Origin of the sequence: Amycolatopsis pretoriensis (assembly GCF_900107925.1) — a bacterium.
GTDB classification, from domain to species: Bacteria; Actinomycetota; Actinomycetes; order Mycobacteriales; family Pseudonocardiaceae; genus Amycolatopsis; species Amycolatopsis pretoriensis.
In genome coordinates this window covers 159116-176730 of the sequence record NZ_FNUJ01000015.1, presented here as the reverse complement: position 1 = coordinate 176730, position 17615 = coordinate 159116, and the positions used below count along the sequence as shown (strand labels likewise).

At 73.8% G+C, this 17615-nt stretch carries 1 protein-coding gene; it reads right to left on the bottom strand.

Going from position 1 to position 17615, the window contains the following annotated elements; translation table 11 throughout:
- Nucleotides 1-17583 (bottom strand): non-ribosomal peptide synthetase, encoded by a 17583-nt coding sequence (locus tag BLV96_RS45330; protein ID WP_086675823.1) that lies wholly within the window; start codon nucleotides 17581-17583, stop codon nucleotides 1-3.
- Between the last annotated feature and the right edge of the window lie 32 nt (nucleotides 17584-17615).

Genomic DNA, 17615 nt, shown 5'->3' with positions numbered 1-17615 from the left:
TCACGCTTCCTGGTCGAAGGCGAGGCTTTCCAGCTCGCCCAGGATGAGTTCCTCGACGGTTCCGGCCAGCCCGGCGACCGTGCGCGCGGTCAGGACGTCGGCCGGGGTGAGCCGGACGTCGAAGAGCGCGCTGGCTTGCGCGGCGATCTGCAGGCTGCGCAGGGAGTCGCCGCCGAGGGTGTAGAAGCTGTCTTCGGCGCCGACCCGGGCCACGCCGAGCACCTCGGCCCAGATCCCGGCGAGCGCGCGTTCGGTCTCGGTCTCCGGTTCGACGTGCCGGGTTTCCGGCGCGGCGGGGGCGGGCAGCGCGCGGCGGTCGACCTTGCCGTTGGCGCTGACCGGCAGTCCCTCGAGGGCGACGAACGCGGTCGGCACGAGGTAGTCCGGCAGGGTGCGGGCCAGGAACTCGCGCAGCGTTTCCCCGTCCACATCGGACACCACGTAAGCGACCAGTTGCTTGGCGCCCGGCTGGTCTTCGCGCACGACGACCGCGGCCTGCGCCACGTCCGGGTGCCGGGCCAGCACGGTCTCGACCTCGCCTGGTTCGACGCGGAACCCGCGCAGCTTGACCTGGTCGTCGCGGCGGCCGAGGAACTCGAGAGTGCCTTCGGCGCTCCAGCGGACGAGGTCGCCGGTGCGGTACATCCGTTCCCCCGGCGCACCGAGGGGATCGGCGACGAACCGGTCCGCGGTGAGGCCCGGCCGGTCCCGGTAGCCGCGGGCCAGGCCCGCCCCGGCCAGGCACAGTTCACCGGGCACGCCCGGCGGCACCGGCCGCAGGTCCGCGTCCACGACGCGGGCCCGGACGCCGTCGAGGGGCCGGCCGATCGGGATCCGGTCCCCGACGACGTCGGCCATCGGGTGCGCGGTCGCGAACGTCGTGGTCTCGGTCGGTCCGTAGCCGTCGACGACCCGCAGCCCCGGACACGCGGTCAGCACGCGCCGCACCGAGGTCGCCGGGACGACGTCGCCGCCGGTCCAGACTTCGCGCAAACCGCTGAAGCAGTCCGGGGTTTCCTGGGCGAGGACGCGGAAGAGCCCGGCGGTGATCCACATCGCGGTCACGCCGTGCTCGCGCACGAGGTCGCGCAACGCCGGCGCGTCGACGCCTTCGCCGGGGGCGACGACCACCCGGCCGCCACCGAGCAGCGGCACCCACAGCTCGTACGTCGTGGCGTCGAAGGCCAGCGGCGAGTGCAGCAGGACGCGGTCGTGCGCGCCGCCGCGGAACCGCCGGTCGGCGGCCAGCGCGGCGACATCGCGGTGGCGCACCACGACCCCCTTGGGCACGCCGGTGGACCCGGACGTGTACATCACGTACGCCGCCTGGTCGGGATCGACAGCGACCTCGGGGTCCGCGGCGGACTCGTCGTCCACAGAGGACAGCAACACGGTCTGCCCGACCGGGTACTCCGCGGCCGAGACGACGAACCGGACACCGTCGAGCAGCAGCTTCTGCCGTTCGGCCGGGGCGCGGGTGTCGATCGGCAGGTAGGCGCCGCCGGCCTTGACCACGGCCAGCTCGGCGACCACGGCGTCGGTGCGGCACACGGCGAGCCCGACCGGTTCCTCCGGCCGCAAACCCAGGCCCACCAGGCGGTTCGCGAGCCGGTTGGCCCGGCGGTTCAGCTCGGCGTAGGTGACCGCCTCGCCGTCGAGGACGGCCGCGACCGCGTCCGGCCGGGTGCGGACCTGCTCGGCGAACAGCGCGGGCAGCGACCGGGCCGGCGGCTCGTCGCCGGTCGCCGACCACTGCGCCAGCAGCCGGGACTCCTGCGGGGTGGTCATCGTGACCGCGCCGAGGGTCCGGTCGCCGTCCGCGGCCAGCTCGCCGAGGACCGTCAGCAGGTGCCCGGCCAGGCGGGACACCGTCGCGGCGTCGAAGAGGCCCGGGTCGTAGCCGACGTCGACCGACAGCTCGGCGCCCGGCGACGCGACCACGGTGAGCGGGAAGTTGGTCGTTTCCCGCGCCGACAGGCCGCGCACGGTCAGGCCGTGACCGGCGGCCGCGCCGGTGATCGGGTAGTTCTCGAACACGACCAGGCTGGCGCACAGGTCGACGCCGCCGGGCAGGCCCGCCCAGTCCTGGACGCGGGCGAGCGGCACGTGCCCGTGCCCGCGGGCCTCCGCCTGCGCGGCCTGCAGCCCGGCGAGCCAGTCCGCCACGCGGGCGCGGCGGTCGACGCCGGCTCGGACCGGCAGGGTGTTGATGAAGATGCCGGTGATGTCGTCCACGCCGGGCACTTCGGCCGGGCGGCCGGAGGTGGTGGCGCCGAACACGACGTCGTCGCGTCCACTGTAGACCGACAGCAGCAGCGCCCACGCGCCCTGCAGCACGACGTTGTGGGTGAGGCCGTGGCGTTTGACAAAGGCGTCGAGCCGGGCCGTGGCGGGCTCGTCGAGCTTGACCGGCAGCCACTCGGCCGAAACCGGCGCGTGGCCCGGGGCCGGCGTCCGGTCGGCGGGGATCGGCGTCGGGCCCTCGATCCCTTCGAGCGCGGCGCGCCAGAAGCGTTCGGCGTCCGCCTGGTCCTGGCGGCCCAGCCAAGCGAGGTAGTCGCGGAACGGCGGCCGCGCGGGCAGCGGCTGCCCGGCGTAGGCGGTGCAGACGTCGGAGAGCACCTGGAAGACGCTCCAGCCGTCGAGCAGGACGTGGTGGAACGTCCACAGCACCTGGACTTCGGTGGCCGAGAGCCGGGCCAGCGCGACCCGGAGCAGGGGCGCCGCGCCGAGGTCGAGGCCTTCCGCGCGGTCCTCGGCGAGGAGCTTGCGCAGTTCCTCGTCGCGGTCGCCCCCGGTCCAGTCGAGGCGGCGGACCGGCAGCGTGACTTCGCGGTGCACGACCTGGACCGGTTCGGCGACCCCGGCCCAGACGAACGCGGTGCGCAGGATCGGCGTGCGGTCGACGACCCGCTGCCAGGCTTCGGCGAGCCGGTCGACGTCGGTGACGCCGTCGAGCACGAAGGTCGCCTGCTCGAAGTACAAGCCCTGGCCGGCCTGGGACAGCCCGTGGAAGACCATGCCGCCCTGCATGGGCGTCACCGGGTAGACGTCCTCGGCACCCCGCGAGACCAGGTCGTCCACTATGGACTGATTGAGCGACACCAGGGGGAAGTCCGACGGGGTCCGGCCGCCCGCGCCCGGTTCGGCGCAGTGCGCGACGATTTCCCGCAGCGCCGTCAGCATCCGCTCGGCGAGGTTCTCGACGGTGTCCCGGTGGTGTACGCCGGCGATGTGCGACCAGGTCAGTTCCAGCTCCCCGCCGACGACCCGGCCGACGACGTCGAGGGCGTGCGTGCGGGGTGCGTCCGGGTCGACGTCGGCGTCGAGGCCGCCGGCGGCGTCGTCGAACCGGCCGAGGTAGTTGAAGCTGACCAAGGGGTCGATCGCGGGGGCCGTGCCGGTCAGGTACCGCAGGGCGCCGTAACCGATGCCGCGCCGCGGCACCGCCCGCAGCTGTTCCTTGACCGACTTCAACGCCGTGCCCCAGTCGTCCGGGACGTCCACGGCGACCGGGAACATCGTGGTGAACCAGCCGACCGTCCGGGAGAGGTCGACGTCGTCGAAGAGTTCTTCGCGGCCGTGGCCTTCGAGGTCGAGCACCGGGGGGTGCCCGGTCCAGTCCCGCAGCACGCGGCCGAGCGCGGCCAGCAGGACGTCGTTGACCTGCGTCCGGTAGACCTCGGGGACGTCGTGCAGCAGCGCCCGCGTCTCGTCGCCCGTGAGCCGAACGGTGACTTCGCGGCTGTCGGTGATGGTGGCCGGGCCCTCGCCGTCGGCGGGCAGCGGCGGCACGGGCGGCAGGCTCCGCCAGTGGTCGAGTTCGTCGTCGAAGCCGCCGGCTTCGGCGTGCTCGGCCAGTTTCCGGGCCCAGGCGAGGAACGAGGTCGTCTTCGGCGCGAGGTCCTCACCGCGGTACGCCGCCTGGAAGTCCTCCAAGAGGATCCGCCACGAGACGCCGTCGACGACCAGGTGGTGCGCGGCGAGCAGCAGCCGCCGCCCGTCGAGGACGGCGTTCAGCAGCGGCCCGCGCCCGAGGTCGAACGAGACCTCCTTGGTGAGCAGCTCCGCGGGCCACACCGGCTCGCCGTGCTGGACGCCACCCTCGAACCGCAGGCGGAGAGCGTCGTGGTGCGCCCACACCGCCTCGAGCGCACCGCGTACGGCCGCCTCGTCGACATCCTCGAGGACGACGCGCTGGTCGAACCGCGCGGGCTGGGTTTCGAAGTACCACCGCTGGATCGGGGTGAGCGGTGCGTCACCGGTGACCGGGCCCTGTTCGGCGCGCGGGCCGTCGTCGGTGCCGGCGTGGGCCGCGAGCGCGGCCAGGGTCGGGTGCCGGAAGACGTCGTGCGGCAGCAGGGTCAGGCCGGCGCGGCGGGCGCGGGAGACGACCTGGATGCTGAGGATCGAGTCGCCGCCGAGTTCGAAGAAGTTCGTCTCGGCGCCGACGTCCTCGACGCCGAGCACGTCCGCCCAGATCGCGGCCAAGGCCCGCTCGGCCTCGGTCGACGGCGCCCGGCGGGTGCCGCCCGCGGCGAAGTCCGGGGCCGGGAGGGCGTGCCGGTCGAGTTTCCCGTTGACGTTCAACGGGAAGCGCTCGAGCCGGACGAACGCGGCCGGGACCATGTAGTCGGGCAGCGTCTGCCCGAGGAATTCGGCCAAGTCGTTGCCGTCGCCCGTGAAGTAGGCGACCAGGCGCTTGACGCCGTGGTCTTCGCGCGCCACCACCGCGGCCTGGGCGATCCCGGGGTGGGCGGCCAGCGCGGCTTCGATCTCGCCGGGCTCGATGCGGAACCCGCGGACCTTGACCTGCTCGTCGGCGCGGCCGGCGAACTCCAGTTCGCCGCGGGCGGTCCAGCGCGCGAGGTCGCCGGTGCGGTACATCCGCTCCCCCGCCGGCCCGAACGGGTCGGCGACGAACCGCTCGGCCGTGAGCCCGGGCCGGCCGAGGTACCCGCGGGCCAGGCCTTCCCCGGCGAGGTACAGCTCGCCGGGGGCGCCGGGCGGCACCGGCCGCAGGTCCGGGCCGAGGACGTAGGCGCGCATGTTGTCCAGGGGCTTGCCGATCGGGACGACGTCCGGGACCGCGCCGGGCATCGGGTGCACGGTCGCGAAGGTCGTGGTTTCGGTGGGGCCGTAGACGTCGGCGACCACGGTGCCGGGGCAGGCTTCGCGGACGCGGCGCAGGGCGGCGGCCGGTACGGCGTCGCCGCCGGTCCACACCTCCCTCATCCCCGCGAAGGCGGCCGGGGCTTCCTGCGCGACCAGCCGGAACAGCCCGGTGGTGAGGAACGCGCCGGTCACGCCGTGCGTGGTGAGCAGCCGGCCGAGGGTGTCGACGTCGAGGTCGCCCGGCGGCGCGACGACGACCGTGCCGCCGGTGAGCAGCGGGACCCAGAGTTCGTACGTCGAGGCGTCGAACGAGTGCGGCGAGTGCAGCAGCACCCGGTCGTGCGGGCCGAACCGCCGGTCGGCGGCCAGCGCCACGACGTCCCGCCGGCGCACGGCCACGCCCTTCGGCGTCCCCGTCGAACCGGACGTGTACATCACATAGGCGAGGTTGTCCCGGTCCGCGGTGGGCAGCGGCACGTCCGCCGTCCGGCCGTCCGGCACGACGACGAGTCCCTTGTGGATCGCCCGGGCGGTCCAGGCCCAGCTGTCGTCGGCGACGAGGATCGTCACGCCGGTGAGGAGGGTCTTGAGCCGGGGTGCGGGTGCGCGGGTGTCCAGCGGCAGGTAGGCCGCGCCCGCCTTGATGATCGCCAGTTCGGCGACGAGCAGCCCGGGCGAGCGGTCCATGAGCACCCCGACCAGGCGTTCGGGCCCGGCACCGAGCGAGACCAGGTGCCGCGCGAGCCGGTCGGCGGCCTCGTCCAGTTCGGCGTAGGTCAGCTGGAAGCCGTCCCCGGTCAACGCGACGGCGTCCGGGGTGCGCTCGACCTGGGCGGCGAACAGGTGCGCCAGATCGTCGTCCGGCAGCGGGTGTGCGGTGGCGTTCCACTCGATCAGCACCTGCCGGCGTTCGGCTTCGGTGAGCAGGTCGACGTCGGACAGGGGCCGGTTCAGGTCCGCGGCGAAGGCGTCGAGGACGCCGGTGAGCTGCCGCGCGATCCGCTCGGCCGTCGCGGTGTCGAACAGGTCCGGGTCGTAGCCGACGTCGAGGGTGATGCGCTCCCCCGGCGAGGCGACGACGCTGAGCGGGTAGTTGGTCGTCTCGGCCGCGTCGACGTCCCGCAAGGTCAGGCCGTGCGCCGCCGCGGTGTCGGCCGGGTAGTTCTCGAACACGACGATGCTGTCGAAGAGACTCCCCGTGGTACCGCTCCACGCCTGCAGCTTCGTCAGCGGCAGGTGCCCGTACCGGCGCGACTCGACCTGGCGCGCCTGCAACGCGGCCAGCCAGTCCGCCACCGATCCGCCCGCGACGGTGACGCGCACGGGCAGCGTGTTGATGAAGATGCCGGTGACGTCGTCGGCGCCGGGCAGTTCGACCGGGCGGCCGGACACCGTCGTGCCGAAGCAGACGTCCCGTTCGCCGCCGAGGCGAGCCAGCAGCAGCGCCCACGCGCCCTGCAGGACCGTGTTCACCGTGAGCCCGGCGCGCCGAGCCGCGTCCCGCAGCCGGTCGGAGTTCTCTAGCGGGATGCGCAGCCACTGCGAGGACCGGGTGGTGTGGGCTTGCGCGGGCACGCGGTCGAAGGGCAGCCGGGCGGGTTCCACCAGGTCGCCGAGTTCCGCGCGCCAGTGGCGTTCCGCCGCGGCGTCGTCCTGGCGGGCCAGCCAGGCCACGTAGTCGCGGAACGGCGGCCGCTCGGGCAGTGCACCGCCGGCGTAGGCGGCGAAAACGTCGGACAGCACGCCGAAGACGCTCCAGCCGTCGAGCAGGACGTGGTGGAACGTCCACAGCACGCGGACTTCGGTGTCGGACAGACGCGCCAGCACCAGGCGCAGCAACGGCGTCTCGGTGAGGTCGAGGCCGCGGGCGCGGTCGGCGGCGAGGACGTCCTGCCAGGCCTCTTGGCGCTCGTCCGGGGTGCGGCCGCGCCAGTCGAGGTGGGTGATCGGGACGTCGGCGTGGCGCTGAACGACCTGGACGGGCTCGGGCACGTCCTCCCAGACGATCCGCGTGCGCAGCACCGGGGTCTCCTCGACGACCCGCCGCCAGGCGCGTTCGAGGGCTGCCGGGTCGCGGACGCCGTCGAGCACGAAGGCGACCTGCTGGAAGTAGACGCGTTCCTCGCGCTGGGACAGCGCGTGGAAGACCATGCCGGACTGCATCGGCGTCAGCGGGTAGACGTCCTCGACCGCGCGCCCGTCGCCGACCAGTTCGTCCAATGTGGACTGATCGATCTTGGCCAGGGGGAAGTCGGACGGCGTACGGCCGCCGGCTCCGGGTTCCGCGCAGTGCCGGACGATCTCGCGCAGCATGTCGAGCATCGCGGTGGCCAGGGAGTCCACTGTGGGTTCCTGGTGGACGCCCTCGGCGTAGTACCAGGTCAGTTCGAGTTCCCCGGCTTCGACGCGGCCGACGACGTCGAGCAGGTGCGCCCGCGCCGAGCGCGGGCTCTCGTCGGATTCGAGGCGCCCGGAACCGAACTGCCCGAGGTAGTTGAAGCTGACCTGTGGGTCGATCGCCGGGGCGGTGCCGGCCAGGTACCGCAGGGCGCCGTAGCCGATGCCGCGGCGCGGAACCGCGCGCAGCTGCTCCTTGACGGCCTTGAGCGCGGTGCCCCAGTCGTCCGGGACGTCCAGGGCCACCGGGAAGACGCTGGTGAACCAACCGACCGTCCTCGACAAGTCGACATCGGCGAACAGGTCCTCGCGGCCGTGGCCTTCGAGGGCGACGACGGGCGTCGCCCCGGTCCAGTCCCGCAGCACCCGGCCGAGCGCGGTCAGCAGCACGTCGTTGACCTGCGTCCGGTAGACCGGCGGGACCTCGCGCAGCAAGGCGGTCGTCTCGGGTTCGGGCAGCCGGACGGTGACCGATCGCATCCCGGCGACCGTCATGTCGCCTTCGCCGTCGACCGGGATCGGCGTCGCTTCCGGCAGGCCCCGCCAGTGGGCGAGTTCGTCGTCGAAGCCGCCGGCCTCGGCGTGCTCGGTGAGGCGGGTCGCCCACTCGCGGAACGACGTCGTGCGCGGGCCGAGGTCGATCGGCTCGCCGCGCAGCGCCTGCTCGTAGGCGCGTTCGAAGTCCTCGATAAGCACGCGCCACGAGACGCCGTCGACGACGAGGTGGTGCACGGCGAGCTTGACGTCGTGCTCGGCGACCTCGAGGCGCACGAGCGGGGTTTCGGCGCCGACCGCGCCGTTTTCCTGGTGCCACCCGCCTTCGTCGTGGGTGAACCGCATCCGGAGGGCGTCGTGGTGGGCCAGCAGCGCGTCGACGGCCTGGCGGGCCGCGCCGACGTCCACAGTGTCCGGTCCCAAGTGGACGAACTGGTGGAAGTGGTCCGGCGCCGTGGTCTGCGTCGCGAAGAACCAGCGCTGGATGGGCGTCAGCGGCACCGGACCGCTGACCGGGCCGCGCTCGGCGGTCTCGGTGGCGGTACGCGCCGCCGCGGCGAGCGCCGCCGGCGTGCGGTGGGCGAACAGGTCGCCGGGCAGCAATTCGAGGCCGGCCCGGCGGGCGCGGGACACGACCTGGATGCTGAGGATCGAGTCGCCGCCGAGGGTGAAGAAGTCGTCGGTCGCGCCGACGCGCTCGACGCCCAGCACCTCGGCCCAGATCTCGGTGACCACGCGTTCGCGGTCGGTGCGCGGAGCCACGTGCTCCCGGCCGCCGAAGTCCGGCGCGGGTAGCGCTTTCCGGTCGAGCTTGCCGTTGACGTTCACCGGGAACCGGTCCAGCCGGACGAACGCGGCGGGCACCATGTAGTCCGGCAGCGTCCGGCCGAGGAACTCCGCCAGCCCGGCGGTTTCGCCGACGACGTAGGCGACCAGCCGCTTGACGCCGCCGTCCGCGCGGGCCAGCACCGCGGCCTGCACGACGTCCGGGTGCTCGCCGAGCGCCGCCTCGATTTCGCTCGGCTCGACGCGGAAGCCGCGGACCTTCAGCTGCTCGTCGACGCGGCCGACGAATTCGAGCGCGCCCTCGGCGGTCCAGCGCACGAGGTCGCCGGTGCGGTACATCCGCTCCCCCGGCGGCCCGAACGGGTCCGCGACGAACCGGTCGGCGGTCGGGCCGGGCCGGCCGAGGTAGCCGCGCGCGAGCCCGGCGCCGGCGATGTGCAGCTCGCCGGGCGCGCCCGGCGGGGCGAGGCGCAGGTCGCCGTCGAGGACGTAGACGCGTGTGTTGTCCAGCGGCGCCCCGATCGGAACGACGTCGGGGATGTCGCCGGGCAGCGGGTGCACGGTCGCGAAGGTCGTGGTCTCGGTGGGGCCGTAGACGTCGGCGACGAGGACGCCGGGGCACGCGGCCTGGACGCGGCGCAGGGCGGCCGCGGGCACGGCGTCGCCGCCGGTCCAGACCTCGCGCAGCCCGGCGAAGACCTCGGGGGCTTCCTGGGCGACCAGCCGGAACAGCCCGGTGGTGAGGAACGCGCCGGTGACGCCGTGCGTGGTGAGCGCGCGGCCGAGGGTGTGGACGTCGAGGTCGCCGGGCGGGGCGAGCACGACCGTGCCGCCGTTCAGCAACGGGACCCACAGCTCGTAGGTCGAGGCGTCGAAGGCCTGCGGCGAGTGCAGCAGCACCCGGTCGTGCGCGGCGAACCGCCGGTCCGCGGCCAGGGTGACGACATCGCGGTGCCGCGCGGCGACACCCTTGGGCTTGCCGGTCGACCCGGACGTGTAGATGACGTAGGCGAGCTGATCGGCCTCGACCCGCACCTCCGGCGGCATTTCGGGCCGGTCGTCGGCGCCCGTGACGACAGGTCCACTGTGGACTTCCTCGGCGGTCGCCAGCCAGGTCGCGTCGGTGACGAGCACGTCCGCCCCGGCTTCGGCGAGGAGCAGTCGCAGCCGGTCGGCGGGAGCACGCAGGTCCAGGGGCAGGTACGCGGCCCCGGCCTTGAGGATGGCCAGCTCGGCGACGACCAGCGCGGGCGAACGGTCCATCAGGACGGCGACCCGGTCTTCGGGCCGGACGCCGAACTCGAGGAGCCGGTGGGCCAGCCGGTTCGCGCGGACGTCGAGCTCGCCGTAGGTGACGGTCTGTTCGTCGGTCACCAGCGCGACCGCGGCCGGATGACTGCGCACGCGGGCGTCGAACAGCTCGGGCACGGTCACCGCCGGCACCGGGCTCGCGGTGTCGTTGCGGTCGCTGACCAGCTGCCGGACTTCGGCGGCCGACAGCATCGGCACCCGCGTGACCGGCGCGTCCGGCGCGGCGACCATGCCCCGGACCAGGGCTTCGAGGTGGGTGGCGAGCCGGGCGGCGACCGCCGGGGCGATGACCGCCGGGTCGTGGGTCAGCACCAGCGACAGCCGGCGGCCCGGGTAGGCGACCAGCCCGAGCGGGTAGTTGGTGCGCTCGGCCGCCACGACGTCCCGCAGCCCGGAGACCTCGTCGACCGGGTAGTTCTCGAAGACGACGATGCTGTCGAACAGGCTGCCGCCGGTGCCGCTCCACGTCTGCAGCCGGGGCAGCCCGACGTGCCCGAACCGCCGGGATTCCGCCTGCGCGGCCTGGAGTTCGCGCAGCCAGGCGGCGACGCCGTGGTCCGGGTCGAGCCGGACGCGGACGGGGAGGGTGTTGATGAACAGGCCGGGGATGTCGTCCGCGCCGGGCAGCTCGGCCGGGCGGCCGGACACCGTCGCGCCGAAGCAGACCTCGGGTTCGCCGCTGTAGCGGGACAACAACGCGGCCCAGGCACCTTGGACGAGGGTGTTCACGGTCAGCCGGTGGCGGCGGGCGAAGGCGTACACCGCCGCCGACCCCGTGTCGTCGAGCTCCAGGGGGACGCGGGCGCTGGAACTGGCCGAGTGGGCGTGGCCGGACACCCGCTCGCCGGGCAGCGGCGTGGGTGTCACGCCGGCGAGTCCGGCACGCCAGTACGTCTCGGCGAGGGTGTCGTCCTGGCCGGCCAGCCAGGCCGCGTACTCGCGGAACGGGCGCCGCGCAGGGGGTTCTTCGCCGCGCAGCAGCGCGACGACGTCGTTGAGGATGCCGAAGACACTCCAGCCGTCGAGCAGGACGTGGTGGAACGTCCAGATCACCCGCACGGCCGTGCCGGACGCCTGCGCGACGGCCAGCCGGGCCAGCGGCGCCTTCGTCAGGTCCAGCCCTTCGGCCAGGTCCGCGGCGAGGTACTCGGCTTCGTCGACGTCGTAGGTGACCGGGAGTTCCGCCGTGCGCTGCACGATCTGGAGCGGCTCGGGTACGCCGTCCCAGACGATCCGGCTGCGCAGCACCGGGGTCCGGTCGACGACCCGCTGGAACGCCTCCCCGAGCCGGCGCGGATCCGGTACGTCGTCGAGGGTGAAGGAGATCTGTTCGAAGTAGACGCGCTCGCCGGGCTGGGCCAGGTCGTGGAAGACCATGCCGGCCTGCATCGGCGTCAGCGGGTAGACGTCTTCGATCGCGCGGCCGTCGCCGGCCAAGGTGTCCAGTGTGGACTGGTCTAGCCGCGCGAGGGGGAAGTCGGACGGCGTGCGACCGCCCGCGGCCGGGTCCGCGCAGTGCTCTGCGATCGCCCGCAGCGCATCGAGCATCCCGTCCGCCAGCCGGCGGACGGTGGATTCGTCGTGGACGCCTTCGGCGTAGTGCCAGCCGAATTCGAGCGTGTCGCCGTCGACCCGCCCGACGACTTCGAGGAGGTGGGGGCGGCTGTCGCTGGGGTCGGCGTCGAGGGACAGCTCGCGGTGCAGGCCGGCGTAGAGGTCGCCGGGCAGGTCGAACTGGCCGAGGTAGTTGAAGCTGACGGGCGGGGTGATCACCGGCGCCGTCCCGGTCAGGTAGCGCAGGGCGCCGTAGCCGATCCCACGCCGCGGAACCGCCCGCAGCTGCTCCTTCACGGACTTCAGCGCGGTACCCCAGTCGTCCGGCACGTCGAGGGCCACCGGGAACATGCTGGTGAACCAGCCGACCGTCCGGGACAGGTCGAGGTCGCCGAACAGTTCTTCGCGGCCGTGGCCTTCGAGGTCGATCACCGGGACGTGCCCGGTCCACTCCCCCAGTACGCGGCCGAGCGCGGTCAGCAGCACGTCGTTGACCTGCGTCCGGTACACCTCGGGCACCTGCCGCAGCAGCGCCCGCGTCTCCTCGGCGGTGAGCCGGACGGTGACTTCCCGGGCCCGGCCGACCGTGTTCGCGCCGTGGCCGTCGACCGGGATCGGGGCCGCCTCGGGCAGGCTCTGCCAGTGGCCGAGTTCGTCGTCGAAACCACCCGCTTCGGCGTGGGCGGAGAGCTTCCCGGCCCAGTCGCGGAACGACGTCGTCCGCGAGCCGAGGTCGACGGCTTCGCCGCGAGTGACCTGGTGGTAGGCGCGGTCGAGGTCTTCGAGCAGCAGCCGCCACGACACGCCGTCGACGACCAGGTGGTGCGCGGCCAGGTGCAGCACGCGCCGGCCGGGCTCCCCGGACAGCGCCCACCTCAGCAGCGAGTGCCCATCGCCGATGGGGGCGTTGTGCTGCCGCCAGCCGTCTCCATCGGGCTCGAACCGCATCCGCAGGGCGTCGTGGTGCTCGGTCAGCGCGGACAGCGCCGTGGCGAGAGCGACTTCGCCGACGTTCTCCGCGAGGTCGACCGCGATCGCCTGGTCGAACCGGTACGGCACCGCGACGGTGTCGAAGAACCAGCACTGGATCGGCGTCAGCACGACGTCACCGGTCACCGGCCCGCGGTCCGGGCTGGCGGCGGCGTCCCCGATCACCGGGGCGAGCGCCGCGATCGTCTGGTGCCGGAACAGGTCGGCCGTGGTGACGGCGAGGCCGGCGCGCCGGGCCCGGGCGCTGACCTGGATGCTGAGGATCGAATCGCCGCCGAGGGCGAAGAAGTTGTCCTCGACGCCGACGCGGTCGACGCCCAGCACGTCGGCCCAGATCCCGGCGAGCACGGCTTCCCGTTCGGTGCGCGGTGTCCGGTCCGCAGTGGACTCGAAGCGCGGCTCGGGCAGGGCGTGCCGGTCGACCTTGCCGTTCGCGTTGAGCGGCAACGCGTCCAGGACGACGATCGCCGACGGCACCATGTAGTCCGGCACCGTGCGGCCGACCGCGTGCCGCAGCGCTTCGGTGTCCACAGTGGATTTATCGACCGGGACGACGTACCCGGTCAGCTGCTTGCGCGCGCCGGTGACGCGCACGGCCACGACGGCCTGCGCGACCCCCGGCTGGGCGGCCAGCACGCGTTCGACCTCGGCGGGTTCGACGCGGAAGCCGCGGATCTTCACCTGGTCGTCGGCCCGGCCGGCGAACTCGAGGGTGCCGTCGGTGCGCCAGCGGCCGCGGTCGCCGGTCCGGTACATCCGGTCACCCGGCGCGCCGAACGGGTCGGCGACGAACCGCTCGGCGGTCGCGCCCGGCCGGGCGAAGTACCCGCGAGCGAGGCCGGCGCCGGCGATGCAGACCTCGCCGAGCGCGCCGCGCGGCACCAGCCGCAGCCGGTCGTCGAGCAGGTACACGCGCATGCCGGCCAGGGGTGTGCCGATCGGGACGGTCTCGGGGACCGCGTCCGCCGACGGCATGGGGAACGACGAGGCGAACGTCGTGGTCTCGGTCGGGCCGTAGCCGTCGACGACCGTGAGCCCCGGGCAGCCGGCGAGGACGCGGCGCGCGGCGGCCGGCGGGACGACGTCGCCGCCAGTCCAGACCTCGCGCAGGCCGGCGAAACACTCCGGGTCGTCCTCGGCGAAGAGCCGGAAGAGCCCGGCGGTCAGCCACAACGCGGTGACACGGTGTTCGGCGGTGAGCCGGCGGAGGGCGTCGGCGTCCAGGTCGCCGGGCGGCGCGACGACGACGGTGCCGCCGTTCAGCAGCGGGACCCACAGCTCGTAGGTCGAGGCGTCGAAGGCGAGCGGCGAGTGCAGCAGCACCCGCTCGTGGGCGCCACCGGCGAACCGCGGGTCGGCGGCGAGCGCGGTGACGTCGGCGTGCCGCACGGCCACGCCCTTCGGGACGCCGGTGGACCCGGAGGTGTATTCGACGTAGGCCAGGTGCTGCGGATCCGGCACGATGTCCGAAGTGGACGCCGGCTCGTCGACGTCGGTGACCACGAAGGGTGCCGGGTGGACGTCGGCCGCGGTGTCCTGCCAGTGCCCGTCGGTGAGCAGCAGCGGGGTGCCGTCGAGGACCAGCCGCATCCGGTCGGCCGGGGCCCGCAGGTCCAGCGGGAGGTAGGCGGCGCCGGCCTTGAGGACGGCGAGCACCGCGACGACCTGGGCGGCCGAGCGGTCCATGAGGACGCCGACCCGGTCCTCCGGGCGGACGCCGAGCCGGATCAGCCGCCGGGCGAGCCGATCGGCTCGGTTCTTCAGTTCGCGGTAGGTCAGCTCTTCGTCGCCGGTCACCGCCGTCGCGTCCGGGTGGCGGGCGGCGCGGCGGTCGAACAGGTCCGGCACGGTGCCCTCGGAGTTGGTTGTGCTCGCCGGGAGCAGGAAGCGGTGGTCCGCGTCGGTGAGCAGCGGGAGGTCGCCCACCGGACGCGCCGGGTCGGCGGCGATCCCGGTCAGCAGCGTCTCCAGGCCGAGCGTGAGGCGCTCGATCGTGGCCGCGTCGAAGAGCGCGGTGGCGTACTCGACCGTCACGCGCAGGCCGTCGGTGTGCGGCCAGAACTCGACGACCAGGTCGAACCGGGCCGACGGGCGTGGCAGGTCGTACTCGGTCACCCGCAGCCCGGCGGTCTCGCGGGGCCGCACCAAGGGGGTCTGCAGGACGACGACGGCCTGCACCAGCGGCGTCCGGGAGGGGTCGCGGTCCGGCTGGACCTCGTCGACGACGCGGTCGAAGGGGACGTCGCCGTGGGCGAACGCCGCCAGCACGGTTTCCCGGAACTCGCCGAGGAAGTCGTCGAACGGCCGGTCACCGTCCACAGCGGACCGCAGGACGAGCGTGTTGACGAAGAATCCCGTCAAGGCTTCGAATTCGGCCCGGTCGCGTCCGGCGACCGCGGTGCCGACGGCGATGTCGCGCTGCCCGCTGTAGGCCGCGAGGAGTACCTGCACCGCGGCGGTGAGCGTCATGAAGAGCGTGGCGCCGTGCGGGCGGCCGGCGTCGGCGATCTTTCCGACCAGGCCGGCCGGGAGGTCGTGCCGGTGCACCGCGCCGCCGGTCGTGCGCTGCGGCGGGCGGGGCCGGTCCGTCGGCAGGGCGAGTGGTTCGATGCCGGTCAGGTTTTCGCGCCAGTACGCGAGCTGGTCGTCCGAAGTGGACGCCAGGCGCCAGTGCGTGTAGTCGCGGTAACCGAGATCCAGCGGCGGTGGGGTCACGCCGCCGTAGAAGTCGAGGAGTTCTTCGGTGAGCACGCCGATCGAGCGGCCGTCGGTGATGATGTGGTGCTGGCACAGCAGGAGCAGGTGCTCATCGGGCCCGAGCGGGAACAGCGTGGCGCGGGTCAGCGGGCCGGTCCGCAGGTCGAACGGCTCGCTCAGCTCGGCCTTCAGCACGTCCTCGTCCGGCGGTTCTTCCCTGATGCGTAACGGGATTGCGCCGGTGGGCGCGATCTGCTGGACGTCGTCCCCGAACGTCGTCCGCAGCGATTCGTGCCGCGCGCAGAGCGACGCCAGGGCCCCGCGCAAGGCGTCGACATCGAGCGGGCCGGACAGCCGGAGCCCGACGCCGGTGTTGTACTCGGCGCTGCCACCGGTCAGTTCGTCAAGGAACCACAACCGCCGCTGGGCCGGCGAAAGCGGGATCACGTCCGACGGCGGCGCGACCGGAATCGCGGCCTCGCCCGGGGCCGCTTCCGCCAGGATGCTCGCCAGTCCGGCCACGGTCGGTGCGTCGAACAACGTCCGCGCCGACAGCGTGGCGCCGAACTCCCGGCGCAGCCGCGACAGCGCCTGAACCGCCAGGATCGAGTCGCCGCCGAGGGCGAAGAAGTCCTCGTCGACGCCGAGACACTCAACGCCCAGCACTTCCGCCAGGACACCCGCGACGGCACGCTCGGTGTCCGTCCGCGGTTCCGTGATTTCCCCGGCTTCGGCAGGCGGCGCGGGCAGGGCGCGCCGGTCGACCTTCCCGTTGCCGCTCAACGGAAGCGCGTCGAGCACGACGAACGCCGAGGGCACCATGTAGTCGGGCAGGGCCGCGGCGGCGACCGCTTCGAGGTCGCCCGGCTCCCCCACCACGTAGGCCACCAGGCGCTTGAGGCCGGGCCGGTCCTCGCGTGCCACCACGACGACCTCGGCGACGCCGGGGGCCGCGGCGAGCACGGTCTCGATCTCGCCCAGCTCGACCCGGAAGCCGCGGACCTTGACCTGGTCATCGACCCGGCCGAGGAACTCCAGCTCGCCGTTCTCGTTGCGGCGCACCAGGTCGCCGGTGCGGTACATGCGGTCGCCGGGCGCGCCGGCCGGGTCGGCGACGAACTTCTCCGCCGTCGCGCCGGGCCGGGCCCAGTAGCCGCGGGCCAGCCCGGCACCGGCCAGGTGGAGTTCGCCGGGTTCGCCGTCGGCGACCGGGGCGAGGTCGCCGTCCAGGACGTACGCGCGCATGTCGTCGAGCGGACGGCCGATCGGCACGGCCGCCGGGACCGCGTCCGCCGACGGCAGCCGGTGGGAGGTGGCGAACGTGGTCGTCTCGGTCGGGCCGTAGCCGTCGACCACGGTCAAGCCGGGGCACGCCCGCAGCACGCGTCGCACGGACTCGGGCGGGACGACGTCCCCGCCGGTCCAGACTTCCCGCACGCCGCGGAAGCAGTCCGGCGCCTCCTGGGCGACGACGCGGAACAGGCCGGCTGTCAGCCAAAGCGCCGTCACGCTGTGTCGCATGAGGACGGTCCGCAGTGTCTCGACGTCGAGGTCGCCGGGCGGGGCGACCACCACGGTGCCGCCGTTCAGCAGCGGCACCCACAGCTCGTAGGTCGACGCGTCGAAGGCGACCGGCGAGTGCAGCAGGACGCGTTCGTGCGCACCGCCGGCGAAACGGCGGTCCGCGGCGAGCGCCACGACATCGCGGTGCCGGACGGCGACGCCCTTGGGCGTCCCGGTCGAGCCCGAGGTGTGCATCAGGTACGCCAGCCGGTCCGGATCCGCCGGCGGTACGACGAATCCCGCGTCCGGCAACGGTTCGCCCGCGTGCACGGTGAGTCCACTGTGGATCACCGTGGCCCGGTCCGGGTCATCGGTCACCAGCACCGCCACCCCCGCGTCGGCCAGGAGGGTGCGCAGCCGGCTGTCCGGCGCGCGGCCGTCGAGGGGCACGTACGCGCCCCCGGCCGTGACGACCGCCAGCTCGGCGACGACCAGCTCCGCCGACCGGCCGAGCAGGAGCCCGACCCGGTCCTCCGGCCGCAGGCCCAGCCGGACGAGGTGGGCCGCGAGCCGGTCGGCCCGCTCGTGCAGCTCGCCGTAGGTCAGCCGGACGCCGGCACCTTCCACGGCGACGGCGTCCGGCGCCGAAAGCGCCCGTGCGGCGAACAGCTCCGCCAAGCCGGCGGTTCTCGGCGCGGTGCCGTCCGTTTCGGCCGGCGTCTCTTGCACGGTCATCGTCTTCGCTACCTTCCGGGCACGACAGGGGA